We start from the raw sequence: 24,299 nt of genomic DNA, 5'->3' as shown, positions 1-24,299 counted from the left end.
AAGCCGGGGCGAGGAGGGCGGGCCATGGTGCAGAAGGCCAAGATCCTCCTGGTCGATGACCGGCCGGAGAATCTGCTGGCGCTGGAGGCCATTCTCTCCGCGCTCGATCAGACGCTGGTCAGGGCATCGTCCGGGGAGGAAGCGCTCAAGGCACTGCTGACGGACGACTTCGCGGTCATTCTGCTGGACGTCCAGATGCCGGGTATGGACGGTTTTGAGACCGCAGCGCACATCAAGCGCCGGGAGCGCACCAGGGATATCCCGATCATCTTCCTGACGGCCATCAACCACGGCCCGCACCACACGTTCCGCGGGTATGCGGCGGGAGCGGTGGACTACATCTCCAAGCCGTTCGATCCGTGGGTGTTGCGGGCCAAGGTCTCGGTGTTCGTCGAGCTCTACATGAAGAACTGCCAACTGCGCGAGCAGGCGGCCCTGCTGCGCCTCCAGTTGGAGGGCGGCGGCAAGTCCGCGGTCGGCGAGAGCAAGGAGCCGGCCGGACTTCTCGCCGAGCTCTCCGCACGACTCGCGGCGGTCGAGGAGCAGGCCGAGGCGCTGTCCAAGCAGCTCGACGACGACTCGGCGGACGCGGCGGCGGTGGCGACCGCAGCCCATCTCGAACGCAAACTCACCGGCCTTCGCAGGGCGCTGGACGCCCTCGAGCCGGGGACGGGCAGCGGCGCGCCGTCGGTGCCGTCCCAGAGCTGACAAGCCGGTCCGCTCCGCGGGTCGGGGCTTTCTTCCGCGGAGCGGCCGGATGACCGTGTCCGACGGCTGTTTGAGCCCGCGTCAGTTTCACGCCTCGCTCGTAGCGACACGAACGGGTGAAGCAGTGGGCACGCGTGTCCCCTGTCGCCTCCACCGGTAACCTCACACTCATGGCCCCACGTCCCGCAGCCAAGAAGTCGCCCGCCAAGAAGGCGGCCGCTCCGAGGAAGGCTCCGGCGAAGCAGGCCCCCGCGAAGAAGGCCGTCGCGAAGAAGGCGCCCGCCCGCAAGGCACCGGCCAAGAAGCCGGCCCCGGCGCCCGCGCCGAACCCGACCGCGGGGGTCTACCGACTCGTACGCGCTCTCTGGCTGGGGCTCGCACATGCCGTGGGAGCCTCGTTCCGCGGCATAGGGCGGGGCGCGAAGGGGCTCGACCCGGCGCACCGCAAGGACGGCCTTGCGCTGCTGCTGTTCGCCCTGTCGATGGTCGTCGCCGCGGGTACATGGGCCAGCCTGCGCGGTCCCGTCGGCGACCTCGTGGAGATCCTGGTGACCGGCGCCTTCGGCCGCCTCGACCTGCTCGTGCCGCTGCTGCTCGGCGGTATGGCCGTGCGGCTGATCCTGCATCCGGAGCGTCCCGAGGCCAACGGCCGTATCGTCATCGGCCTGTCCGCCCTCGTCATCGGTGTGCTCGGCCAGGTGCACATCGCGTGCGGTGCGCCCGCGCGCAGCGACGGCATGCAGGCGATAAGGGACGCCGGCGGGCTCATCGGCTGGGGCGCGGCCACTCCGCTGTCGTACGCCATGGGGGACGCACTCGCCGTACCGATCCTCGTCCTGCTCACGTTCTTCGGTCTGCTCGTCGTCACCGCCACACCGGTGACCGCCATCCCGCAGCGGCTGCGGCTGCTCGGTGTGAAGCTCGGGATCCTGCACGACCCGCAGGACGACGCTGCCGGGGACGACGACCAGCGCTACGACGAACAGTGGCGCGAGGCGCTGCCGCGCTCCCGGCGCAACGGATCCGCCGCCCCCGAGGCGTACGACCCGGACGGAGCCGAACAGGAGGCGCTCTCCCGCCGCCGCAACCGCCCTCGCCGCCCCTCGGCGCAGCCCGCCATGGGCCGGGAGATGGACGCCGTGGACGTCGCCGCTGCGGCCGCCGCAGCCCTGGACGGCGCAGTCCTGCACGGCATGCCGCCGTCGCCCATCGTCGCCGACCTCACCCAGGGCGTGAGCGTGGGCGACCGGGCGGAGCCGACGCCGGTGCCCGCCGCGCGCCCCCAGCAGGAGAAGCTCCCGGTCGACTCCGTACCGGACCTGACGAAGGCCGCGCCGGAGGATTCCCGCGGGCTCCCGCCGCGGGCCGAGCAGCTCCAGCTCTCCGGCGACATCACCTACGCCCTGCCGTCCCTGGACCTCCTGGAGCGCGGCGGGCCCGGCAAGGCGCGCAGCGCCGCCAACGACGCCGTCGTCGCCTCGCTCACGAACGTCTTCACCGAGTTCAAGGTCGACGCGGCCGTCACCGGCTTCACCCGCGGCCCGACGGTCACCCGCTACGAGGTCGAGCTGGGTCCCGCCGTGAAGGTCGAGCGGATCACCGCGCTCGCCAAGAACATCGCGTACGCCGTCGCCAGCCCCGATGTGCGGATCATCAGCCCGATCCCCGGCAAGTCCGCGGTCGGCATCGAGATCCCCAACACCGACCGCGAGATGGTCAACCTCGGCGACGTGCTGCGCCTCGCGGCGGCCGCCGAGGACGACCACCCGATGCTGGTCGCGCTCGGCAAGGACGTCGAGGGCGGCTACGTGATGGCCAACATCGCGAAGATGCCGCACGTGCTGGTCGCCGGCGCCACCGGTTCCGGCAAGTCGTCCTGCATCAACTGCCTGATCACCTCGATCATGATGCGGGCCACCCCGGAGGACGTGCGCATGGTCCTGGTCGACCCCAAGCGGGTCGAGCTGACCGCGTACGAGGGCATTCCGCACCTGATCACCCCGATCATCACCAACCCCAAGCGGGCCGCGGAGGCGCTCCAGTGGGTGGTGCGCGAGATGGACCTGCGCTACGACGATCTCGCGGCTTTCGGTTTCCGGCACATCGACGACTTCAACGCGGCCATCCGGGACGGCAAGGTCAAGGCGCCCGAGGGCAGTGAACGCGAACTTCAGCCCTACCCGTATCTGCTGGTGATCGTCGACGAGCTGGCCGACCTGATGATGGTCGCGCCGCGCGACGTCGAGGACGCGATCGTGCGGATCACCCAGCTCGCCCGGGCGGCCGGCATCCACCTGGTGCTCGCCACCCAGCGGCCGTCCGTGGACGTCGTGACCGGTCTGATCAAGGCGAACGTGCCCTCCCGGCTCGCCTTCGCCACCTCCTCCCTCGCCGACTCGCGGGTCATCCTCGACCAGCCCGGCGCCGAGAAGCTGATCGGCAAGGGCGACGGTCTCTTCCTGCCGATGGGGGCGAACAAGCCGACGCGCATGCAGGGTGCGTTCGTGACCGAGGACGAGGTCGCGGCGGTCGTCCAGCACTGCAAGGACCAGATGGCGCCCGTCTTCCGGGAGGACGTCACGGTCGGCACGAAGCAGAAGAAGGAGATCGACGAGGACATCGGCGACGACCTCGACCTGCTGTGCCAGGCGGCGGAACTGGTCGTCTCCACGCAGTTCGGCTCCACCTCGATGCTCCAGCGAAAACTGCGCGTGGGCTTCGCCAAGGCGGGAAGGCTGATGGACCTCATGGAGTCGCGGAACATCGTCGGTCCGAGCGAGGGTTCGAAGGCTCGTGACGTTCTTGTGAAACCTGACGAACTGGACGGAGTGCTCGCCCTGATCCGTGGGGAGTCTCCTTCCTAGAGAAGTGTGCGGTTCCGGTTGGCCGTAGGAGTGGGCCGACCGGGTGTGTCCGCCCGCGTCGGGTGACGCGCCCGGAAGCCCGACCGTGACCGACTCGTAAGTGATCCGTGAGCAACCGTTTCCCGCCCGCGTACGTCAAGTTGAGGGAGGGGACAGGTACATGTCCCAGCATCAGGATGACCGGCCATTCTGATGGCGTACAAAGTCATACCGCCCGGTTGCCCCACCCTTTCGTAACCCCCCTAGACTGAACTTCCAGCACAGGTGGCTCAACGCTCGAAAGGCGCCCCCGTGTCCATCGGCAACTCCCCTGACGGCAACTCCCCCGAGGACGAGCGTCCGTTCGAAATCGATCGCGACGACGCCACGGCGTCGGAGCACGTCTCGATCGGCCGAGCCCTGCAGCAGGCGCGTATCGCGGCCGGGCTGACCGTCGACGACATCAGCAACGCCACCCGTGTCCGTGCCCCCATCGTGCAAGCGATCGAACAGGACAACTTCGCCCCCTGCGGCGGCGCGGTGTACGCCCGGGGGCACATTCGCACGCTCGCGCAGGCGGTGCATCTCGACCCGGCTCCGCTGCTGGAGCAGTTCGCCGCCGAGCACGGTGAACGCCGCAGCACTCCCACCCCGGCCACCCCGCTCTTCGAGGCGGAGCGCATCCGCCCCGAGCGGCGCGGGCCCAACTGGACCGCCGCCATGGTCGCGGCGATCGTCGCCGTGATCGGCTTCGTCGGCTTCACCGTGGTCAAGGGGTCCGACGGCGGGGACGGCGGCAAGACGCAGGTCGCCGAGGGCTCCAAGCCGTCGACCAGCAAGTCCGCCTCGCCCACGCCCAAGACCAGCAAGCCGGCCGAGCAGAAGCCCGAGCCGTCCGACAGTGCCATCGCGGCCGCACCCCGGGACAAGGTGACCGTCCAGGTGAGCGCCACCGACGGCCGCAGCTGGATCTCCGCCAAGGACCACAACGGCCGGACGATGTTCGACGGGCTGCTGGAGAAGGGCGACTCGCAGACCTTCCAGGACAAGGAGAAGATCGACCTGGTCCTCGGCGACGCGGGGGCCATAGAGCTGTACGTGAACGGCAAGAAGATCCAGGACGACTTCCAGCCCGGACAGGTCGAGCGTCTGACCTACACGCAGGGCGACCCCGTCGCGGGCTGACGGGACCCGCTCGGGCACCTGTGAGGTGCCCGAGCGGTACTGAACGGACAGGAACACACGGGGTTGGCCAAGATCGGCCAACCCCGTCGACGTGGGCCGTCAGCGGGACGAAGTAGTCTTGAGCCCATGCCTGAACGCCGTACCGTCGCACTCGTCACCCTTGGCTGCGCCCGTAACGAGGTGGACTCGGAGGAGCTCGCAGGCCGTTTGGAGGCGGACGGCTGGCAGCTCGTGGAGGACGCCGAGGCCGCCGACGTCGCGGTCGTGAACACCTGTGGCTTCGTCGAAGCCGCGAAGAAGGACTCCGTGGACGCCCTGCTGGAGGCCAACGACCTCAAGGGCCATGGGAGAACGCAGGCCGTCGTGGCGGTGGGCTGCATGGCCGAGCGATACGGCAAGGAACTCGCCGAGGCCCTCCCGGAGGCCGACGGCGTCCTCGGCTTCGACGACTACGCGGACATCTCCGACCGCCTCCAGACCATCCTGAACGGCGGCATCCACGCCTCCCACACCCCCCGCGACCGGCGCAAGCTGCTGCCGATCAGCCCGGCCGAGCGGCAGGAGTCCGCCGCGGCGGTCGCGCTGCCCGGACACGGGCCCGTGGACCTCCCCGAGGGCCTCGCCCCGGCCTCGGGCCCCCGCGCGCCACTGCGGCGCCGCCTGGACGGCTCTCCGGTCGCCTCGGTGAAGCTCGCCTCCGGCTGCGACCGGCGCTGCTCCTTCTGCGCCATCCCGTCCTTCCGCGGCTCCTTCATCTCACGCCGCCCGAGCGACGTGCTGAACGAAACGCGCTGGCTGGCCGAACAGGGCGTGACGGAGATCATGCTGGTCTCCGAGAACAACACCTCCTACGGCAAGGACCTGGGAGACATCCGTCTCCTGGAGTCCCTGCTGCCCGAGCTCGCGGACGTGGACGGCATCGAGCGTGTCCGCGTCAGCTACCTCCAGCCGGCGGAGATGCGGCCCGGACTGATCGATGTGCTGACCTCGACCCCGAAGGTCGCGCCCTACTTCGACCTGTCCTTCCAGCACTCGGCGCCCGACGTACTGCGCGCCATGCGCCGCTTCGGTGACACCGACCGCTTCCTCGAACTGCTGCACACCATCAGGAGCAAGGCCCCCGAGGCGGGCGTGCGGTCCAACTTCATCGTGGGCTTCCCCGGTGAGTCCGACGCCGACTTCGCCGAACTCGAGCGGTTCCTGAACGGTGCGCGGCTGGACGCCATCGGCGTCTTCGGCTACTCCGACGAGGAGGGCACCGAGGCCGCGACCTACGACAACAAGCTGGACGAGGACGTCGTGGCCGAGCGCCTGGCCCACATCTCCCAGCTGGCCGAGGAGCTGGTGTCCCAGCGCGCCGAGGAGCGCGTCGGTGAGACCCTGCAGGTGCTCGTGGAGTCGGTGGACGACGAGGACGGCGCCTACGGCCGCGCCGCGCACCAGGCGCCCGAGACGGACGGCCAGGTGCTGTTCACCGGGCGCGAGGGCCTGCGGGTCGGCCGTATGGTCGAGGCGAAGGTGGTCGGTACGGAGGGTGTCGATCTGGTGGCCGAGCCGCTCGCGGGTTCGCTCGGTCCTGAGGAGGCGGGCAGATGACGGGAATCCCGGCATCCGCGGCGGGTGGCTCCTCGGCCGCGCGTGGAGCATCCGGGCCGGGAGGCTCGGGGCCGCCCGGCCTGACCGGTGCAAGGGCGGCCAAGGGCTCGTCCGGCCAACAGGCGGCCAGGAACGACGCGGACACCTCCGGCGACCAGGAGGGCGCACGCCAGGCGCGAGGCGGCAAGCTGACGGCGGCCGCGGTCAACCAGGCCAGCGTCTGGAACGTCGCCAATCTTCTGACGATGCTCCGGCTGCTCCTCGTGCCGGGTTTTGTCGCGCTGATGCTGGCGGAGGGCGGTTACGACCCGGCCTGGCGCTCGCTCGCCTGGGCGGCCTTCGCCATCGCCATGATCACCGACCTCTTCGACGGGCATCTGGCCCGCACGTACAACCTCGTCACGGACTTCGGGAAGATCGCCGACCCGATCGCCGACAAGGCGATCATGGGTGCGGCGCTGATCTGTCTGTCCGGGCTCGGGGACCTGCCGTGGTGGGTGACGGTGGTGATCCTCGGGCGTGAGCTCGGCATCACACTGCTCCGCTTCCTGGTGATCCGCTACGGAGTCATTCCGGCGAGCCGTGGCGGCAAGCTGAAGACGCTGACGCAGGGAGTGGCCGTCGGCATGTATGTGCTGGCGCTCACAGGCTGGCTCGCGACGCTGCGGTACTGGGTGATGGCCGCCGCGATCGTACTGACCGTCGTCACCGGACTCGACTATGTGAGACAGGCCATCGTGCTGCGCAGGCGCGGGATCGCGGAGCGACGGGCGGCGCCCGAGGAGGCCCAGGGGTGAACCACCCGGCCGCCGAGATCGTGCGACTACTCACAGTGAGAGGCGAGACGCTCGCCGTCGCCGAGTCGCTGACCGGTGGCCTGGTGGCCGCGGAGATCACGGCGGTGGCCGGGGCCTCCCGGGTCTTCCGGGGTTCCGTGACCGCCTACGCCACGGATCTGAAGCGGGACGTCCTTGGGGTCGACGCCACCCTTCTGGAGGCACGCGGAGCGGTGGATCCGCAGGTCGCGGCGCAGATGGCGGCCGGTGTGCGCAAGGCGCTCGATGCCGACTGGGGGCTTGCGACGACCGGTGTGGCCGGGCCGGACCCCCAGGACGGGCAGCCGGTCGGCACGGTCTTCGTCGCGGTGCACGGGCCGTTCGAAGAGGTTTCCGACGAACTCGGTGGCGGCAAAGTGGTCTCGCTGCGGTTGAACGGCGACCGCGCGGAAATCCGTATGGAGAGTGTACGGAGCGTGCTCGCACTGCTCCTCAGGGAGCTTGCGGGCGAACAGACTGGGAATGAGCGGGCACAGGATACGGAACAGAACGGGGGGACTTGATGTTTGCAGCCCTGAGTGAACACAACAGCGCTCCCCGCACGGCCGCGGCGCGAGGCGGTACGGTGGGGCGTGAAGGATGCGGTTTCGCGGTCCGAGGAGGGAGCCACCGATGATTCTGCTCCGTCGCCTGCTGGGTGACGTGCTGCGTCGGCAGCGCCAGCGCCAGGGCCGTACTCTGCGCGAAGTCTCCTCGTCCGCCCGAGTTTCTCTCGGCTATCTCTCCGAGGTGGAGCGGGGGCAGAAGGAGGCGTCCTCCGAGCTGCTCTCCGCGATCTGCGACGCGCTGGACGTACGGATGTCCGAGCTCATGCGGGAAGTGAGCGACGAGCTCGCGCTCGCCGAGCTGGCACGGTCGGCTGCGGCACCCGAACCGGTGCCCGCACCGGTACGTCGTCCCATGCTCAACTCCGTGTCCGTCGCCGGTGTCCCACCGGAACGGGTCACGATCAAGGCGCCTGCCGAGGCAGTGGACGTGGTCGCCGCCTGATACTCACTCGCGTGGGTGGGTGAGGTGGCAACGTGTGAAAGAGCCCTGGCCAGAGCCTCTCCGGGAGACCGGAGAGGCCGGGCCGGGGCTCTCGCGCGTCCGGGTGCCGTCACCCGGCGCGTTCCTCCGGTGAGCGGCGCGCGAGCCGGGTTTGTGCTTCCGCCGCCCGTGTGAGGGCCGTGCGGCCATCCGGCCCCGTTTGCCGCGCCCCGACGGTGCGGCCATGGTGGAAGGACGGGGGGCTCGGGGCCACACGAACGCATGCGGAGGATGCCGATGTACGTCGTGAAGAGCCCGCTGTCCGACACGGACCTCAAAATCGTCTCGGAGGCGCTGCAGGGAGCCCTGGTCGATCTGGTCGACCTCTCCCTGGTGGCGAAGCAGGTGCACTGGAACGTGATCGGACCGCGCTTCCGCTCCATCCACCTGCAACTCGACGAGGTCGTGGACAGTGCACGCCGGCACTCCGACACCGTCGCGGAACGGTCCTCGGCCCTGGGGGTCCCGCCCGACGGGCGGGCCCCGACGGTCGCCCAGGGCAGTGGCATCGGCTCTGTGCCCCAGGGCTGGGTCAAGGACACGGATGCGGTGGGCACGCTGGTGGCCGCCCTGGGGGCGGTGATCGGAGCCATGCGCGAACGGGTGGTCGCCACCGCCGAGGCCGACCCTGTGAGTCAGGACATATTCCTGGGGATCACCGCGGACCTCGAGAAGCACCACTGGATGTTCCAGGCGGAGAACGGGTGAACGCGGGGCACCGTGGTGCTCCGCACACCGGTGGGGCCGGTGGTGGGGGAGGGTGGGCGCGGGGTGCGCCCCGTGCGACAGACGCCGGGGGCATGCGCTGGTGCCGGTGCGCCTGTGTGCCGCTGGTGCGCCCTCCTCAGCCGCGACAGGCCGGTCTAGGGTCTGGTTCCTCGGGTTGGAGGTGACGACCATGGCGAGGCCCACGGCGCGCTGGGGGGCTGCGCTGGCGCTGGGCGCGCTGTGGTGGTGGGGAGTGCTCCGACTCGTGCTGGCACCCGATGCGGGGGTGCTGGAGGGGGCGGTCGCGACCGGGGGATGGGGACTGAGTCTGCTGCCGGTGCACTGTGTGCCGAAGTCCCGGGCCGAGGGGGCGGCCGGGTCGGACCAGTGGGCCCGGTCCTGGCGACGGTGGCGTACCGCATGGGGGCGCGGGAGGGGTACGCAGTCCCGCTGAGAGGGTGGGGCGCGGACGGGACCGGTGGGATCGTGCCCGGGGGTGTTCAGGGGACCCCCGGAGGGGTCGGCTGCCGGCCCGGCCGCGCCGCACCGCCCACGGGGTGTCACCAGGGCATCGCGACGCCGCCGTTCGGGCGGAGGATCTGGCCCGTGGTGAACGATGCCGCGTCGGAGGCCAGATGCAGGACCGCGTGGGCGATGTCCTCCGGTTCCCCGACCCGGCCGAGAGGCGACAGGCGCGTCATGAACGCCTCCGTCTGTGACTGTCCTTCCCCGTGACGGGCGGTCATCGGCGTACGGGTCCAGCCGGGCGCCACCGCGTTGACCCGGATGCCGTGCCGCCCGACCTCGGCCGCGAGCGTTTTTGTCATCTGCACCACAGCGGCCTTCGCCACGCCGTAGCAGAGCAGCCCGGGACCGCCGGTGTCGACGGCGCTCGAGGCCATCGTGACGATGCTGCCGCGTGTGCCGTCCGCGATCATGCGCAGTGCGGCCTCCTGGCAGGCGTGCAGCACGCCCTTGAAGTTGACGGCCAGGACCCGGTCGAGGTCCTCGTCCCGCGTCTCCAGCACCGGACTGCTGTGCATGATGCCGGCGACGGCCGCCATGATGTCGAGGCCCTCGCAGGACGCGACCGCGCGTTTGAGGTGCGCACGGTCGGTCACATCGAGGTGGTGGGTGCGCGCCGCGCCCCCTCGGTCCTTGATCAGGATCGCGGTCCCGTGCAGGCCCTGTGCGTCCTGGTCCGCACAGTGCACGGTGGCGCCCGCCTCCGCGAGCAGCACGGCCGAGGCGCGGCCGATGCCGCTGGCGGCGCCGGTGACGAATGCGGTGCGTCCGCTGAGGTCGTACGCCGCGACGGCCATGACAGCGACGGTACGAGTGTTTCTGACGGGTCGTCAATTGGTTGTGCGGGGTGGGGTGCTGTGACGGCCGGCAGGCCCGTGCGACGGGGACGGAGCCGGACCGCGCTGGCAGACCGGACACCAGTAGGTGGGACGGTCGCGGGAGCCGTCGCCCTGATCGGCCACCCTGACGGGAGCGCCGCAGCGGGCGCACGGGCGCGGGGCACGGCCGTAGACGAAGAGGTTCTGCTCGCGCCGCCCTGTGGTGTTGCGGGCGGGGCGGTCGCGATTGGCCTCCAGGAGCCGCTTGGCGAGATCGGGGAGGCGGGACGCGTACTCGGCCGGAAGATCGCCGACGGCGAGCCAGGGGGTCACCCGGAGCAGGAAGCACAGCTCGCTCTTGTAGACATTGCCGATCCCGGCCAGATTGCGCTGGTCGAGCAGGGCCTCACCCAGCGGGCGGGCGGGGTCGCTCAGCAGGTTCTCCAGCGCCCTCTCGGGATTCCAGTCCGGGCCGAGGAGATCGGGACCGAGATGGCCCACCGCGCGGTGCTCGTCCACGGTGCGCAGCAGCTCCAGGACGGGCAGCCGGTAGCCGACGGCGGTGCGATCGCCGGTGCTGAGGATCGCCCGGATCTGGTGGGCGGGGCCGCCGCTCCAGCGCTGCCCGGGTGTGTAGACCTTCCACACGCCGTCCATCCTCAGATGCGAGTGCAGGGTGAGCCCGCCCTCGACCCGGGTCAGGAGGTGCTTGCCGCGTGCGGTGACGTCCAGGACGGTACGGCCGGTCAGGTCGGCGGTGGCGTACCTGGGCACGCGGAGGTCGGAACGGGTCAGCACCTTTCCCGCGAGCGCACCGTGCAGACGCTTCGCGGCTTGGTGGACGGTGTCGCCTTCGGGCATGGGACAAGGGTGACACGCCGGGGAGGTGGGGCGGAGGGTGCCCGCACGGAGGTACGGGCCGTCTCCGTCGCCCCGCCGCGGCCTCCGTGCCGACGTGTCATGCCCGGATCCGCAGTCCTCTTGGCGTCGCGATGAAGCCGACTCCCTCCAGCACCACGCCGAACGGGGACGAAAGGGCCGGGGCGCCGTTGACGCGTTCCACCGTGACCGTGCCGAGCGAGCCCGCCTTTGCGGCCGTGCCCAGCGCCTCGGCGGCGGCGCGCACCCGGGGGTCCTCCGTCGCCCTGGCATCCGGCTCGGACGGCCAGACCAGGAGGGTCTTGCCACCCCGCTCCATGTAGAGCGCCAGCTCACCGTCGACGAGCACCACCAGCGAACCCGCTTTGCGCCCCGGCTTGTGTCCCGCGCCGTCCGGTGGCTCCGGCCACGACAGCGCCGCGCCGTACGCGTTCGCCGGGTCGGCGGCCGCCAGGACCACGGTCCGGGCCTGGCCCGTGGGGCGGCCGCGGTGCGGCGGAAGACCCGGCCCGTACGGCGCGTAGGGAGCGCGAGGGCCCGGTCCCGTGGCGGAGGGGCCGGAGCCCGAGCGGGGGCCACCGAAGCCCGGAGCGGACAACGGGTCCCGGCCGATCGCGTCCGGGTCGAAGACATCGCCGAACGGGTCGTCCAAGCCGTCGGCGCCGGGGCCGTCGGGATCCGGAGCGCCGGCGGGATCGAAGCCGTATGGATGCGCGGCCGTCTCGGGGAAGCCGTTGGCGAAGCCGTTTCCGGCGGGGGGCGCCCCGGGAGCGCCGGGCAACGGCTCGCCCCGCTCGCGTGCGTTCGCCACGGCGCGCAGCCGGTCCACCGCGCCGTCCATCGCGAACTGCGCCGCACCGAGACCCTCGACCACATAACCGCGCCGGGCCTGACCGCTCTCCTCGAAGGCGGACAGCACGCGGTACACGGCCGAGAAGCCGCCCTCCACGCCCTCCGCCGCCACCGCGCCGCGGGTCACCACGCCGTGCCGGTCCAGCAGCGTCCGGGCCAGGGCGTGGGCACGGACGGTGGTGTCCGCCTCGCGGGCGGGCAGCAGCGACCAACGGCCCGCCACGGTCGGAGGGCCGGTACGGGACTGGGGTCGGGCGGCGGCCGTCAGCGAGCCGTACCGTCCGCGTGGCACCGTGCGCTTGGCGCGGTGGGCCGTGGAGCCCGCGGTGCGGCCCGAGCCGAGCAACGACCGCATCGGTGCGAGCGTGTCGTTCGTGAGCCGTCCCGACCAGGCCAGGTCCCAGATCACGTCGGCCAGTTGAGGATCTGTCGCGTCCGGGTGCGTCGTGGCGCGGACCTGGTCGGCGATCTGACGGAAGAACAGGCCGTAACCGCCGGAGAGGGCATCGAGGACGGACTGGTGGAGCGCCGTCAGCTCCAGGGGGTGAGGAGGCGGCAGCAGCAGGGGCGCGGCATCCGCCAGATACAGCGAGACCCAGCCGTCCTTGCCGGGCAGTGCACCGGCGCCCGCCCACACCACCTCGCCGGCGGCCGTGAGCTCGTCCAGCATCGCGGGCGTGTAGTTCGAGACCCGGGACGGCAGGACGATCTTCTCCAGGGCGGACGCGGGAACGGACGCGCCCTGCAACTGTTCGATCGCGCGCACCAGGCCGTCGATGCCGCGCAGTCCGTGTCCGCTGCCCACGTGTTGCCACTGCGGCAGGAACTGCGCGAGCGCGGCCGGAGGCACGGGCTCCAGTTCGTGCCTCAACGCCGCCAGGGAACGGCGCCGCAGCCTGCGCAGCACCGTCGCGTCGCACCACTCCTGGCCGATCCCCGCCGGGTGGAACTCGCCCTGGACGATCCGCCCCGACGCCGCCAGCCGCTGCAGTGCGCCCTCGGTCACGGCCACCCCGAGGCCGAACCGCGCGGCAGCCGTGGCCGATGTGAAGGGTCCGTGGGTGCGGGCGTAGCGCGCGAGGAGGTCGCCGAGGGGATCCTTGACCGGCTCGGTGAAGGCTTCCGGGACTCCCACCGGCAGCGCCGTGCCCAACGCGTCGCGCAACCGGCCCGCGTCCTCCACGGCCGCCCAGTGATCGGTGCCGGCGATCCGGACCTTGATCGCGCGGCGGGCGGCGGCCAGATCCGCGGCCCAGTGCGCGTCGGCGCCCCGCTCCACCAGCTCCGCCTCGGTGAGCGGGCCGAGCAGCCGCAGCACGTCCGCGACCGACTCGACGTCCTTGACGCGCCGGTCTTCGGTGAGCCACTGAAGCTCGCGCTCCAGCTCGGTCAGCACCTCGGCGTCGAGCAGCTCGCGCAGCTCCGCCTGGCCCAGCAGCTCGGCCAGCAGCCGGGAGTCCAGCGACAGGGCGGCGGCCCGGCGCTCGGCGAGCGGGGAGTCCCCCTCGTAGAGGAACTGCGCGACGTATCCGAACAGAAGTGAGCGGGCGAAGGGGGACGGTTCGGGGGTGGTGACCTCGACGAGCCGCACCTTGCGGGACTCGATGTCGCCCATCAGCTCGACCAGCCCCGGGACGTCGAACACGTCCTGGAGGCATTCGCGGACCGCTTCCAGGACGATCGGGAACGAGCCGAACTCGCTCGCCACCTGGAGCAGTTGGGCCGCGCGCTGACGCTGCTGCCACAGCGGGGTGCGCCGGCCCGGGTTGCGGCGCGGCAGCAGCAGCGCGCGGGCCGCGCACTCCCGGAACCGGGAGGCGAACAGCGCCGAGCCGCCCACCTGGTCGGTGACGACCTGGTCCACCTCGCCCTTGTCGAAGGCCACGTCCGCCGCCCCGACGGGTGCCTGCTCGGCGTCGTACTCCGTACCGGCCTTCAGCGGCTCCTGGTCGAGCAGGTCCAGGCCCATCAGATCGGCGTCCGGCAGGCGCAGCACGATGCCGTCGTCGGCGTGCATGACCTGGGCGTCCATGCCGTAGCGCTCGGACAGCCGGGCGCCCAGCGCGAGCGCCCAGGGTGCGTGGACCTGGGCGCCGAACGGGGAGTGCACCACGACCCGCCAGTCGCCCAGCTCGTCACGGAACCGCTCGACGACGATCGTACGGTCGTCCGGGATGTGGCCGCAGGCCTCGCGCTGCTCGTCCAGGTAGGCGAGCACATTGTCCGCGGCCCAGGCGTCGAGGCCCGCGGACACCAGTCGCAGCCGCGCGTCCTCCTTCGACAGCGAGCCCACCTCGCGCAGGAACGTGCCCACCGCCCGGCCCAGCTCCAGCGGCCGGCCGAGCTGGTCGCCCTTCCAGAACGGCAGCCGGCCGGGGACGCCGGGAGCGGGGGAGACCAGGACCCGGTCGCGGGTGATGTCCTCGATCCGCCAGGAACTGGTGCCCAGCGTGAACACGTCCCCGACCCGGGACTCGTACACCATCTCCTCGTCCAGCTCGCCGACCCGCCCGCCGCCCTTCTTCGGGTCGGCCCCGGCCAGGAAGACCCCGAAGAGACCGCGGTCCGGGATCGTGCCGCCCGAGGTGACGGCGAGACGCTGCGCGCCGGGGCGGCCGGTGATCGTGCCGGCGACCCGGTCCCACACCACACGCGGCCGCAGCTCCGCGAAGGCGTCGGAGGGGTAGCGTCCCGCGAGCATGTCCAGCACCGCCGTGAACGCCGACTCGGGCAGCGAGGCGAAGGGGGCCGCCCGCCGGACCGTCGCAAGGAGGTCGTCGAACTGCCAGGAGTCGAGGGAGGTCATGGCGACGAGTTGCTGTGCGAGCACGTCCAGCGGGTTCGCCGGGACCTTCAGCGACTCGATGGAGCCGGACCGCATCCGCTCGGTCACCACGGCGGCCTGGACGAGATCGCCGCGGTACTTGGGGAAGACCACACCGGTGGACACTGCGCCGACCTGGTGTCCCGCGCGGCCCACGCGCTGCAGACCGGAGGCCACGGAGGGCGGCGACTCGACCTGGACGACCAGGTCCACCGCGCCCATGTCGATGCCCAGCTCGAGGCTGGAGGTGGCGACGACGGCGGGCAGCCGGCCCGCCTTGAGGTCCTCCTCGACGACGGCCCGCTGCTCCTTGGAGACCGAGCCGTGGTGGGCGCGCGCGAGCACCGGGGGCGCGCCCTGCGCCGCACCCGAGCCGCCCATCAGCTGTGCCGGCGAGTGGTGCTCCTCCAGCGGCTCTCCGGTCGCCCGCTCGTACGCGATCTCGTTGAGCCTGTTGCACAGCCGCTCCGCGAGACGGCGGGAGTTGGCGAACACGATCGTGGAGCGGTGGGCCTGGACCAGGTCCGCGATCCGTTCCTCGACGTGCGGCCAGATGGAGGGGCGCTCCTTGCCCTCGCCGCCGTCGCTGACGGGGGAGCCGCCCAGCTCGCCCAGGTCCTCGACGGGAACGACGACCGACAGGTCGAACTCCTTGCCGGACTCGGGCTGGACGATCTCCACCTTGCGGCGGGGGGAGAGGAAGCGGGCCACCTCGTCCACCGGGCGCACGGTGGCGGACAGGCCGATGCGGCGGGCGGGCCGGGGCAGCAACTCGTCGAGCCGCTCCAGCGAGAGCGCCAGATGGGCGCCGCGCTTGGTGCCCGCCACGGCGTGCACCTCGTCCAGAATCACCGTCTCCACGCCGGTCAGCGCGTCGCGCGTGGCGGACGTCAGCATCAGGAAGAGCGACTCGGGCGTGGTGATCAGGATGTCCGGCGGGCGCGTGGCCAGCGCCCGGCGGTCGGCGGCCGGGGTGTCGCCCGAGCGGATCCCCACCTTCACCTCCGGCTCGGGCAGGCCGAGCCGCACCGACTCCTGGCGGATCCCCGTGAGCGGACTGCGCAGGTTTCGCTCCACGTCGACCGCGAGGGCCTTCAGCGGGGACACGTACAGCACGCGGCAGCGTTTCCGGGGGTCGGCGGGCGGCGGCACGGAGGCCAGCTGGTCGAGCGCGGCGAGGAACGCGGCCAGTGTCTTGCCGGAGCCGGTCGGGGCGACCACCAGCACGTCCGAACCCTCGCCGATGGCGCGCCACGCCCCGGCCTGGGCCGCGGTGGGCGCGGAGAACGCCCCCGTGAACCAGTCGCGGGTCGCGGGGGAGAAGCCGTCGAGGGCCGGATGCGCGGGACTGGGCATGCGTCCATCCTGCACCCGTCCACTGACAACCACTCCGACCTGCGCAAACGTGGTGCGTGAGGGATGCGTTCCGGTCCGGTCCGCATCGGGCGTGCCGCAGAATGGGGCCATGGCGGGTTCCGGGGAGAGGGCACGGCACTGGCAGTACGAGGAACTGCCCGGTGTCGACCTGCTGCGAGCCCGCTACATCCACAAGAGCTTCGTACGGCACACGCACGAGCACTTCGTGATCGCGGCCATCGCCGACGGCGTCGAGGTCTTCCACCACGGCGGCTCCGACCAGTACGCGGGCCCGGGCGCCCTGGCGCTCGTCAACCCCGACACCCCGCACACGGGCCGGGCCGGCAGCCCCGAGGGCTGGCGGTACGGAGCCGTCTACCCCTTGCCGGGGCTGGTGGCCGAGATCGCCGCGGCGACCACGGTCATCCGTGGGACGCCAGGCTTCGCCAGTCCTGTGCTGGAGGACCCCTATGCGGTCGGTCTGGTCCACGAGGTGCTCAGGGCCGCCGACGAGGGGAACGCACTCGCCGCCGACACGCTGCTGCGGGTCGCCGTGACCCGGCTGCTGCGCCTGAACGGCGGACCGATGCCGCAGCGCACCCCGCGCGGTGCGGGTGCCCGGGCGGCGGCACGCGCGCGTGCGGTGCTCGAGGAGCGGATGACCGAGCCCCCGACTCTGGAGCGGTTGGCGGCCGACCTCGGCACCAGCCCCTTCGCGCTGTTGCGTGCCTTCCGCGACGCCTACGGCATGCCGCCGCACACCTGGCTGACCGACGCCCGGGTCCGCCGGGCCCGGCGCCTTCTGGACTCCGGAGTCGCCCCCGCCGCAGCGGCCGTCGCCGTCGGATTCACCGACCAGCCTCACCTCAACCGCCACTTCACCCGGATCGTGGGGGTGCCGCCCGGGTCGTACCAGCGCGAGCGCAGACGTGACGATCAAGGGGCCACGGGGCGCAAGAACGTACAAGACGTCCGTCACGGGTCGGCCGTACCGTCCGCGGCGTGGCAGAACAAACCGCACGAGCGGACATACACAGCCAAGACGTTGGAAAACCGGACGCGGCGGTCGTTCGTGACGCCCTCGGAGTCGGGGTCGCCGTAGGGCTGTCCGGCTTCGCCTTCGGAGTGACCTCGGCCGGCAGCGGCCTCACGCTGCTGCAGACCTGTGCGCTCAGCCTGCTGGTGTTCACCGGCGCCTCGCAGTTCGCCCTGGTGGGCGCCCTCGCGGCCGGCGGCAGCCCGTTCACTGCGGCCGCCGGCGCCTTCTTCCTGGGGGTGCGGAACGCGTTCTACGGGCTGCGTCTGTCGCAGTTGCTCGCTCTGCCGCGGGCCGTGCGCCCGCTGGCCGCTCAGTGGGTCATCGACGAGACCACCGCCGTCGCGCTCGCCCAGCCGACCCGGCGGAGCGTGCGGATCGGATTCACCGTCACCGGGCTCACCCTCTACGTGCTCTGGAACCTGACCACGCTCCTGGGGGCCGTCGGCGCACGTGCCATCGGGGACACAGGCGCATGGGGTCTGGACGCCGCCGGTCCCGCCGTGTTCCTTGCGCTGCTCGCGCCGATGCTGAAGACCACCACCGAGCGTGCCGTCGCCGGTGCCGCCGTGGTCCTGGGGCTCGGTCTGCTGCCGGTGCTGCCCGCCGGCGTGCCGGTCCTGGTGGCTGCGCTGGCGGCCCCGGCCGTCCTCTGGGCGGAGGGACGCCGGCGCGGGGCGGGACCCGTGGCCCGGGCCGCCGACGACGTACCGTACGAACAGGGGGAGGACCGTTGAACGTCTGGATCGCGATCGGTGTCACCGCGGTCGGCTGCTACGTCGTCAAGCTCACCGGCCTTCTCGTGCCGGCGGGCTTCCTGGAGAAGCCGCTCGTGCGGCGGCTGGCGGCCCTGCTGCCCGTGGCCCTGCTGGCCGCCCTCACGGCCCAGCAGACCTTCGCCGACGGCCGTTCCCCGGTGCTGGACGCCCGGGCCGCGGGGCTCGCAGCAGCGGCCGTGGCCCTGCTGCTGCGCGCCCCCTTCCTGCTCGTCGTCGCCGCGGCCGTCGTGGTGACGGCGGGAGTGCGGGCGATGGCGGGCTGAACGGCCGCCGGGGCAGCACGCACCCGGAGCACGGGACCCCGCGGGGGCGCGCGTGCCAGGGCCCTGCGCCGTCAGTCGATGGGCCGTCCGTATGCCCGCAGGGTGCGCAGGGCCTCGATGGTCACCATGGGGCGGCACTCCAGCGCGGTACCCGGGGCCCAAGCGCGCCACCGGATCGGCCAGCCGCCGTCCGCCTGCTGTTCGGCCGCGAGCAGGTCGAGTGAGCGGGCCATCTCCTCGTCGGTGAACCAGGCCCGCGCCACGGAGTCGGGGGCACGCGCGAAGTCGTGGGGGAAGTGGTGCTCGCCCGGCGCGTATCCGGACGCGACCGGGTAGGCGTCGAGGCGGTCCGGGTCCAGGACCGCGAGCCGCTGCGCCCGCACCAGGCGGCCCAGCCGCTCGGCCGCCGCCTGCGCGCGCACGCGGTCGGGCGCCGAGTCCAGGAAGGCCACGGCCGCCTCGATCTCGTAGGGATGGGACTTCTCCAGGGATTCGACCGCCTGCCAGCAGAAGTCGGTGGCCCGGAACAGCCACGCGTGCCACACCTCGTTGCGGTGCAGCAGGCCCACCACGGGAGCGGTCGCCAGGAGGTCGCTCGCGGGATCGTCGACGATCGGCAGGAAGGGCGCCGCCGGATAGCCCCGCTGACCGGGGTGGATCGCCGGCAGAGCGCCGTCCGGCGTCGCCACCGCGGTCAGATAGCGGCACACCCGCTCCGCACGCCGCCCGCCGCAGCGCCCGATGGAGTCGAGGACGCGCAGCGCGTGCATGGTGTGCAGGGGCTGGCTGAACGGTCCGCGCAGATCCGGTTCGAGGGCGTGACCGTAGCCCTCGTCCTCGTTGCGGTAGGCGGTCAGCGCGGACTCCACCGGGTCGGCGCCGCCGGCGAGGAAGTGGTACTCGAAGCGCCGCTGCTCCAGTACGCGAGCGGTGAGCCAGACGAAGTGCTCGGCGCGGGACAGCGGTGAGCGCGCCGAGGGCGTCGTGGGGAGTGGGGATGCTCCGGTTACGGCCATGGCTCAGACCGTAGGGCGCACAGCGGTCCCGGAAAGCGGTCACCGGCCGGGCCCACTCTCAGGAGCGGGATACTGAGTGCATGCGGTTGACGGTCTTCTGGCAGCGGATGGCGGATCACTTCGGTGAGACCTACGCCGACACCTTCGCGCGCGACCACGTCATGGCGGAGCTCGGGGGGCGCACGGTGCATCAGGCACTGGACGCCGGATGGGAGGCCCGGGACGTGTGGCGCGCGGTGTGCACGGCTGTGGAAATTCCCCACGAGAAGCGCTGAAAGGCCACGACGATCCGTAACGATTCCCCGATCGACGGTGGAGTGGGCGAGACTTGCCCCGTGCCACCCACAGACGAGACCGCGCAGGTCCCTCAGCAGGATTCACCGCTCGGTACGACTCCGCCCCGCCCCCCGGCGGCTGGCGGCGCCGCGCCGAGCGGCCGCATGCCGCGCTGGCTGCCGCGCGCCATGGTGCTGGCGCTCGCCCTCGTCGCCGCGTTCCAGCTCGGCAGCTGGGCGTTCCACCAGGTCACCGGCCTGCTGATCAACATTCTGATCGCCTTCTTCCTGGCGCTCGCCATAGAGCCCGCGGTGAGCTGGATGGCCGCACACGGCATGCGCAGGGGGCTGGCCACCTTCCTGGTGTTCCTCGGGCTTGCGATCGCGGTGGCCGGGTTCGTCACCCTGCTCGGTTCGATTCTCGCGGGCCAGATCATCAAGATGATCGAGGGCTTCCCGGGCTACCTCGACTCGGTCATCAACTGGATCAACTCCACGTTCCACAGCGAGCTCAGACGTGTGGACGTACAGGACAGCCTGGTCCACTCCGACTGGCTCAGGAAGTACGTCCAGAACAGCGCCACCGGTGTCCTGGACGTCTCCGCGCAGGTGCTGGGCGGTCTCTTCCAGTTGCTGACGATCACGCTGTTCTCGTTCTACTTCGCCGCCGACGGACCGCGGCTGCGCCGCGCCCTGTGCTCCGTGCTGCCGCCCGCGCGGCAGGCCGAGGTGCTGCGTGCGTGGGAGATCGCCGTCAACAAGACGGGCGGTTACCTCTACTCACGCGGCCTGATGGCGCTGATCTCGGGCATCGCCCACTACGTCCTGCTGGAGGCGCTGGGCATTCCGTACGCGCCCGTGCTCGCCGTCTGGGTCGGTCTGGTCTCGCAGTTCATCCCCACCATCGGCACGTATCTCGCCGGGGCCCTGCCGATGCTGATCGCCTTCACCGTGGATCCCTGGTACGCGCTGTGGGTGCTGATCTTCGTCGTGGTCTACCAGCAGTTCGAGAACTACATGCTGCAGCCCAAGCTGACCGCCCGGTCCGTGGACATCCATCCCGCGGTCGCCTTCGGGTCGGTCATCGCGGGCACCGCCCTCCTCGGTGCGGTGGGCGCCCTGATCTCCATCCCCGCGGTCGCCACGCTGCAGGCGTTCCTCGGGGCGTACGTGAAGCGGTACGCCGTGACGGACGATCCCCGGGTCCAGGGACACCGGACACCACGGGCCTCGAGCGGTCTCACCACGCGACTGCGGCAACTGCTGCGCGGCTGACGGCGCGAGGTCGTCGCCCGGCGGGGATCACCAGGTGAGCCCCGCCCGGATCCCCGCCACGAGCACCGCGGCCGCATAGGCGCCGACCGCCGCGTACAGGACCCGCTGCCTGGCGACCTCGCTCCAGGAGGTGCGCGCGAGCAGCAGTACCAGGACGGGCAGCACCAGCACGGCGTGCAGGCTCACCCCGTGCAGCGGCTTGAGCGACGCCGTGGAGTCGTACGCCGCCTGCTGGTGTCCGGTGCGGGACAGCACCACCCCGCGCGCGATCATCGCGGCGCCGGAGAGCAGTGCGACCATCAGGATCGCGAACCCGGAGCGCAGTGCGAGCGCCATGCCCGGGGGGCCGCCGGGACGGCGCCGGAACGCCGCGGCGGCGAACGCCGAGAGGACGACGACCAGGACGCCGCCGCCGACCGCGAGTGTCATCGCGACCGCGGTGTCGAAGGGCGTCTCGGTGTTGAGGTGGGACGGCACGCGGCGCCACGCCTGAAGGGTGATCCCGGCGACCTCCACGACGCAGTCGGCGGCGAACACCACCAGGAGGGCGGCGCGCCGCCGCGCGCCGATCCGCAGGTACGAGGTCACCCAGGTGACCGCGATCAGGGTCAGTCCGAAGGACAGTCCGAACGTGACGGGCTTGCGCCAGGAGACGGGTCCGTACCAGGGGCCGCCGTCGACGAGGAACACCACCAGATGCACCAGGCCGGACAGACACAGGAAGACGCCGGTCGCGACGCACAGACGCTCGGCCCGGCTCATACCGGACACCCCGGACGGCACGAGCGCCCGCCGCTCCGGTGCGAGGGATGCCGCCATCAGGCCGGGGCCCCCTTCATGAGGAGTGCGGTGTCCCCGGCGAGGCCGGGACGGGCGACGCGCCCCACGACGGTGGGGACGACGGGCAGGCCGTCTTCCGAGGGGAGACGCCCGCCGGTGTCCCGGCCCCCCGGCGCGCCCACCGCGACGGGCGGACCGGCGGGGTAGGGCCCGGCCGTCGGGCGGCTCGCGGTCCGGTCGGGCGGGTCGGCCGCCACGAGCGGGACGGCGAGGCGGGCGGGTACGACGGGGCGGCCGGTGCCGTCGGCGATGCGGCCCCCCGCCGGCGAGGCGGGCGGGGGCGGTGCGGTCGGTGCCGCGGTCGCGGCGGCGGGACGGCCCGTCCCGCGGTTGTGCGGGGGGATCCTGTCGTTCTCCATGCGCCAAGCCTGGCGAGAGCGGCCCGGCCGGTCGTCCGCCGGCCGGAGGCACCCGCCGTACGCCGTCGGGAGTACCGCGAAAACCGGGTCGCCGTCGGACCCCGAACGTAGTCTCGGTGGTGCCGGGTTGTGCGCTTGACACGAAATTCGAACATCCATTCTTATGGAAGCTCCGGCGGGGTTCTCGACGGGGATTCCGACATGGATTCACGGAGAAGTGCCCGAGTTATCCACAGGCCGGACGGGCGTCGGGGCGCATTGTCAGTGGCAGGCGTTAGCGTCTTTGACGTGAAGCGATCGACTCAAGCAAACCGGGTGGAACCCATGGCAGGAACCGACCGCGAGAAGGCTCTCGATGCCGCGCTCGCACAGATTGAACGGCAATTCGGCAAGGGCGCGGTCATGCGCATGGGCGAGCGGTCGAGGGAGCCCATCGAGGTCATCCCGACCGGGTCGACCGCGCTCGACGTGGCCCTCGGTGTCGGTGGACTGCCGCGCGGCCGTGTGGTGGAGATCTACGGGCCGGAGTCCTCCGGTAAGACGACCCTCACCCTGCACGCGGTGGCGAACGCTCAGAAGGCCGGCGGACAGGTCGCCTTCGTGGACGCCGAGCACGCCCTCGACCCCGAGTACGCGCGCAAGCTGGGCGTCGACATCGACAACCTGATCCTCTCCCAGCCGGACAACGGCGAACAGGCGCTGGAGATCGTGGACATGCTCGTCCGCTCCGGCGCGCTCGACCTCATCGTCATCGACTCCGTCGCCGCGCTCGTCCCGCGGGCGGAGATCGAGGGCGAGATGGGCGACAGCCACGTGGGTCTGCAGGCCCGGCTGATGAGCCAGGCCCTGCGGAAGATCACCAGCGCGCTCAACCAGTCCAAGACCACGGCGATCTTCATCAACCAGCTGCGCGAGAAGATCGGCGTGATGTTCGGCTCCCCCGAGACCACGACGGGTGGCCGCGCGCTGAAGTTCTACGCCTCGGTGCGTATCGACATCCGCCGCATCGAGACCCTGAAGGACGGCACGGAGGCGGTCGGCAACCGCACGCGCTGCAAGGTCGTGAAGAACAAGGTCGCCCCGCCCTTCAAGCAGGCCGAGTTCGACATCCTCTACGGGCAGGGCATCAGCCGCGAGGGCGGTCTGATCGACATGGGCGTCGAGCACGGCTTCGTCCGCAAGGCCGGCGCCTGGTACACGTACGAGGGCGACCAGCTCGGCCAGGGCAAGGAGAACGCGCGCAACTTCCTGCGCGACAACCCCGACCTGGCCAACGAGATCGAGAAGAAGATCAAGGAGAAGCTGGGCGTCGGCGTCCGTCCCGAGGAGCCCTCCGCCGAGCCGGGCGCGGACGCGGCAAGTGCCGCACCCGCGGGCGAGGACGCCGCCAAGTCGGTGCCCGCCCCGGCGGCCAAGGGTGCCAAGGCCAAGGCCCCGGCGGCCAAGAGCTAGCCCATGACACGACGAACCGACTGGGCCGAGTGCGCACACCCCGTCGCCTCGCAGGGCAGGGGGAACCGGGGCGACGGGGGGTCGGTCGGGGGCGGTGACGCGGGGTCGGACGATGTGCGCGGCGAGGCGGACGCCCATGACGAGGGCACTCCGTACGGGGACGGGCGGGCACGCGGGCGACGAGGGCGAGGGCGGCGGCGCGGATTCGGGGATCCGGCCGAGGGCCCACAGGACGGAGGTTCCTTCCACTCGTCGAGGGCCGAGGAGGGGGGGCCCCCGGGGGACCCGGTCGAGCGGGCGCGGGCGATCTGTCTGCGCCTGCTCACCGGGACCCCACGCACGCGGAAGCAACTCGCGGACGCCCTGCGCAAGCGGGAGATCCCCGAGGACGTGGCGGACCAGGTGCTGTCACGGTTCGAGGAAGTGGGCCTGATCGACGACGGCGCCTTCGCGGACGCCTGGGTGGAGTCCCGGCACCACGGACGGGGACTGGCCCGCCGGGCACTCGCGCAGGAACTGCGTACGAAGGGCGTGGACACCTCGCTCATCGACGAGGCGGTAGGCCGGCTCGACGTGGAACAGGAGGAGGCCACCGCGCGTGAACTCGTCGCACGCAAGCTGCGCGCGACCCGGGGCCTGGACCGCGACAAGCGCCTGCGCCGCCTTGCGGGCATGCTCGCCCGCAAGGGCTACTCCGAGGGCATGGCCCTGCGGGTGGTCCGCCAGGCACTGGAGGCCGAGGGGGAGGAGACACAGGGGCTGGAGGACGAGGGCTTCTGAACCCCGCTGCTCGGCGCCCCGGTTCCCCGTTGCCCGAAGCACAGTGGCGACGGACGTCGGTCACG

Annotated in this window: 22 protein-coding genes; 16 read left to right on the top strand and 6 right to left on the bottom strand. The window is 71.8% G+C overall.

The window, feature by feature from the left end:
- The first annotated feature begins 24 nt into the window (after nt 1–24).
- The 9 genes from RCR19_RS10485 to RCR19_RS10445 all read left to right on the top strand — a co-directional run bounded on the left by RCR19_RS10485 (nt 25) and on the right by RCR19_RS10445 (nt 9,359).
- The gene (locus RCR19_RS10485; RefSeq protein ID WP_331264905.1) at nt 25–708 is read left to right on the top strand and encodes a response regulator; all 684 of its coding nucleotides are present in this window, start codon (nt 25–27) and stop codon (nt 706–708) included.
- Between the two features lie 170 nt (nt 709–878).
- Nucleotides 879–3,572 carry a DNA translocase FtsK gene (locus tag RCR19_RS10480; RefSeq protein ID WP_331264904.1) on the top strand — a complete coding sequence of 898 codons (2,694 nt, stop codon included), beginning with the start codon at nt 879–881 and terminating at the stop codon, nt 3,570–3,572.
- A 291-nt stretch (nt 3,573–3,863) separates the two neighbouring features.
- On the top strand, nt 3,864–4,736 hold the full coding sequence (locus RCR19_RS10475; RefSeq protein ID WP_220292063.1) for a helix-turn-helix domain-containing protein: 873 nt from the start codon (nt 3,864–3,866) through the stop codon (nt 4,734–4,736).
- Between the two features lie 126 nt (nt 4,737–4,862).
- Nucleotides 4,863–6,332, top strand: coding sequence for a 30S ribosomal protein S12 methylthiotransferase RimO (gene rimO / locus RCR19_RS10470; RefSeq protein WP_331264903.1), 1,470 nt, complete (start codon nt 4,863–4,865; stop codon nt 6,330–6,332).
- On the top strand, nt 6,329–7,129 hold the full coding sequence (gene pgsA, locus RCR19_RS10465; protein ID WP_331264902.1) for a CDP-diacylglycerol--glycerol-3-phosphate 3-phosphatidyltransferase: 801 nt from the start codon (nt 6,329–6,331) through the stop codon (nt 7,127–7,129). Before rimO ends, pgsA begins: the two co-directional genes overlap by 4 nt.
- Complete coding sequence (locus tag RCR19_RS10460) at nt 7,126–7,671, top strand: CinA family protein (protein WP_331264901.1); 546 nt, start codon at nt 7,126–7,128, stop codon at nt 7,669–7,671. The genes pgsA and RCR19_RS10460 overlap by 4 nt, the downstream gene beginning before the upstream one ends.
- A 109-nt stretch (nt 7,672–7,780) precedes the next feature.
- Nucleotides 7,781–8,158, top strand: coding sequence for a helix-turn-helix transcriptional regulator (locus RCR19_RS10455; protein WP_331264900.1), 378 nt, complete (start codon nt 7,781–7,783; stop codon nt 8,156–8,158).
- Nucleotides 8,159–8,434: 276 nt separating this feature from the next.
- A complete protein-coding gene (locus RCR19_RS10450; protein WP_059132051.1) occupies nt 8,435–8,905 on the top strand; it encodes a DNA starvation/stationary phase protection protein in 471 nt (156 codons plus the stop codon).
- A 190-nt stretch (nt 8,906–9,095) separates the two neighbouring features.
- A complete protein-coding gene (locus RCR19_RS10445; RefSeq protein ID WP_331264899.1) occupies nt 9,096–9,359 on the top strand; it encodes a hypothetical protein in 264 nt (87 codons plus the stop codon).
- A gap of 106 nt (nt 9,360–9,465) precedes the next feature.
- Here the strand turns inward: RCR19_RS10445 and RCR19_RS10440 are convergent, their stop codons facing one another.
- The 3 genes from RCR19_RS10440 to RCR19_RS10430 all read right to left on the bottom strand — a co-directional run bounded on the left by RCR19_RS10440 (nt 9,466) and on the right by RCR19_RS10430 (nt 16,159).
- A complete protein-coding gene (locus tag RCR19_RS10440; RefSeq protein WP_331264898.1) occupies nt 9,466–10,227 on the bottom strand; it encodes an SDR family NAD(P)-dependent oxidoreductase in 762 nt (253 codons plus the stop codon).
- Between the two features lie 33 nt (nt 10,228–10,260).
- Complete coding sequence (locus tag RCR19_RS10435) at nt 10,261–11,109, bottom strand: DNA-formamidopyrimidine glycosylase family protein (protein WP_331264897.1); 849 nt, start codon at nt 11,107–11,109, stop codon at nt 10,261–10,263.
- A 97-nt stretch (nt 11,110–11,206) separates the two neighbouring features.
- Entirely contained in the window at nt 11,207–16,159 is a 4,953-nt protein-coding gene (locus RCR19_RS10430; protein WP_331264896.1) for an ATP-dependent helicase, read from the bottom strand.
- Nucleotides 16,160–16,268: 109 nt separating this feature from the next.
- On the opposite strand from RCR19_RS10430, the gene RCR19_RS10425 reads away from it, so the two are divergent.
- The 3 genes from RCR19_RS10425 to RCR19_RS10415 are packed head-to-tail and all read left to right on the top strand — an operon-like array spanning nt 16,269 to nt 18,237.
- Nucleotides 16,269–17,261 carry an AraC family transcriptional regulator gene (locus RCR19_RS10425; RefSeq protein ID WP_331264895.1) on the top strand — a complete coding sequence of 331 codons (993 nt, stop codon included), beginning with the start codon at nt 16,269–16,271 and terminating at the stop codon, nt 17,259–17,261.
- On the top strand, nt 17,162–17,932 hold the full coding sequence (locus tag RCR19_RS10420; protein WP_331264894.1) for an AzlC family ABC transporter permease: 771 nt from the start codon (nt 17,162–17,164) through the stop codon (nt 17,930–17,932). The genes RCR19_RS10425 and RCR19_RS10420 overlap by 100 nt, the downstream gene beginning before the upstream one ends.
- Nucleotides 17,929–18,237 (top strand): AzlD domain-containing protein, encoded by a 309-nt coding sequence (locus tag RCR19_RS10415; RefSeq protein ID WP_059132056.1) that lies wholly within the window; start codon nt 17,929–17,931, stop codon nt 18,235–18,237. Before RCR19_RS10420 ends, RCR19_RS10415 begins: the two co-directional genes overlap by 4 nt.
- 71 nt (nt 18,238–18,308) lie before the next feature.
- On the opposite strand, the gene RCR19_RS10410 is transcribed toward RCR19_RS10415, so the two are convergent.
- The gene (locus RCR19_RS10410) at nt 18,309–19,253 is read right to left on the bottom strand and encodes a hypothetical protein (protein WP_331264893.1); all 945 of its coding nucleotides are present in this window, start codon (nt 19,251–19,253) and stop codon (nt 18,309–18,311) included.
- An 80-nt stretch (nt 19,254–19,333) separates the two neighbouring features.
- Between RCR19_RS10410 and RCR19_RS10405 the strand changes: the two genes are divergently transcribed.
- Together RCR19_RS10405 and RCR19_RS10400 are read left to right on the top strand one after the other, a co-directional pair.
- Nucleotides 19,334–19,528 carry a DUF3046 domain-containing protein gene (locus RCR19_RS10405; protein WP_331264892.1) on the top strand — a complete coding sequence of 65 codons (195 nt, stop codon included), beginning with the start codon at nt 19,334–19,336 and terminating at the stop codon, nt 19,526–19,528.
- Nucleotides 19,529–19,588: 60 nt separating this feature from the next.
- Entirely contained in the window at nt 19,589–20,803 is a 1,215-nt protein-coding gene (locus tag RCR19_RS10400) for an AI-2E family transporter (RefSeq protein WP_331264891.1), read from the top strand.
- 27 nt (nt 20,804–20,830) lie between these two features.
- Here RCR19_RS10400 and RCR19_RS10395 read toward each other — a convergent pair whose 3' ends face one another.
- Nucleotides 20,831–21,565: a hypothetical protein gene (locus tag RCR19_RS10395; RefSeq protein WP_331269401.1), complete on the bottom strand. Its 735-nt coding sequence runs from the start codon at nt 21,563–21,565 to the stop codon at nt 20,831–20,833.
- Nucleotides 21,566–21,621: 56 nt separating this feature from the next.
- Nucleotides 21,622–22,002: a hypothetical protein gene (locus RCR19_RS10390; RefSeq protein ID WP_331264890.1), complete on the bottom strand. Its 381-nt coding sequence runs from the start codon at nt 22,000–22,002 to the stop codon at nt 21,622–21,624.
- 324 nt (nt 22,003–22,326) lie between these two features.
- Here RCR19_RS10390 and recA point away from each other — a divergent pair, with 324 nt between their 5' ends.
- Nucleotides 22,327–23,454, top strand: a complete 1,128-nt coding sequence (gene recA / locus RCR19_RS10385; protein ID WP_331264889.1) for a recombinase RecA — start codon at nt 22,327–22,329, stop codon at nt 23,452–23,454.
- Nucleotides 23,455–23,457: 3 nt separating this feature from the next.
- On the top strand, nt 23,458–24,234 hold the full coding sequence (recX, locus tag RCR19_RS10380; RefSeq protein WP_331264888.1) for a recombination regulator RecX: 777 nt from the start codon (nt 23,458–23,460) through the stop codon (nt 24,232–24,234).
- The last annotated feature ends 65 nt before the right edge of the window (nt 24,235–24,299 follow it).

The sequence above is a fragment of the Streptomyces sp. WAC07094 genome (assembly GCF_036320405.1).
Classification (GTDB): Bacteria; Actinomycetota; Actinomycetes; order Streptomycetales; family Streptomycetaceae; genus Streptomyces; species Streptomyces lannensis.
Note: the sequence above shows the minus strand (reverse complement) of the source record. Positions and strands in the feature narration are given on the sequence as shown.